The organism is Oleiphilus sp. HI0086, assembly GCF_001635225.1.
Genome location: NZ_LWFZ01000274.1, coordinates 1 through 859, shown reverse-complemented (window position 1 = coordinate 859; position 859 = coordinate 1). Strand labels below are relative to the sequence as shown.

Annotated in this window: 1 pseudogene; it reads left to right on the top strand. The window is 44.6% G+C overall.

From position 1 onward, the window contains the following. Positions 1-859 (top strand): annotated as a pseudogene (locus A3756_RS03495) (glucose-6-phosphate isomerase); the annotation flags it as partial.

Below are 859 nucleotides of genomic sequence, written 5' to 3'. Positions count from 1 at the left end.
AAGTCTAGCCTGACTCAAACTACTAGCTATTCGCCTAGCCAAGATATATTGGATGAAATCCTTGAATGTCGAATTCAAATTCAAGAATTCGTTGATAAAATACACCAACAGGAAGTTCTTGGTTACACCGGAAAACCCATTGATACTCTCGTTAGTATCGGCATTGGGGGCTCTTATCTAGGCCCCAAAACAGTTACCGAAGCACTATCACCCATCGCCAAAGAAGGCCTGAGTTGTCACTATATTGCTAACGTAGACAGTAGCGATAGCCACCAAGTGCTCTCTCAGATCGTACCTGAATCCACCATTTTCCTGATTCAGTCTAAGTCCTTCGGTACACAGGAAACACTTACAAATGCTCAAACTGTAAAGAACTTTCTACTAGAGCACGGAATGCTTCAAGAAGACCTTGGCATGCATCTCTATGCTGTGAGCAGTAATATCGAAGCTGCGATAGCCTTTGGAGTTAAGGAAGAAAATATCTTCCCTATGTGGGACTGGGTAGGAGGGCGCTATTCACTCTGGTCTGCAATTGGTCTTCCAATCGCATTTATGATTGGCAATGAGCACTTCGAAGCCTTGCTACAAGGCGCACACGAAATGGATGAGCATTTTATCTCAGCTCCCTTTGAGCAGAATATGCCAAGCCTGATGGCAATGCTAGGCATTTGGTACCACAGTTTCTTTGGCGCCGACTCACATGCCGTAATGCCTTATGATCAGTATCTGAGCTTTCTTCCTGATCACCTCCAGCAATTAGATATGGAGAGTAACGGCAAACACGTATCTACAAAAGGTAAAGCTCTTACTTACCATACAGGCCCTATAATATGGGGGGGTACTGGAACTAACGGCCAAC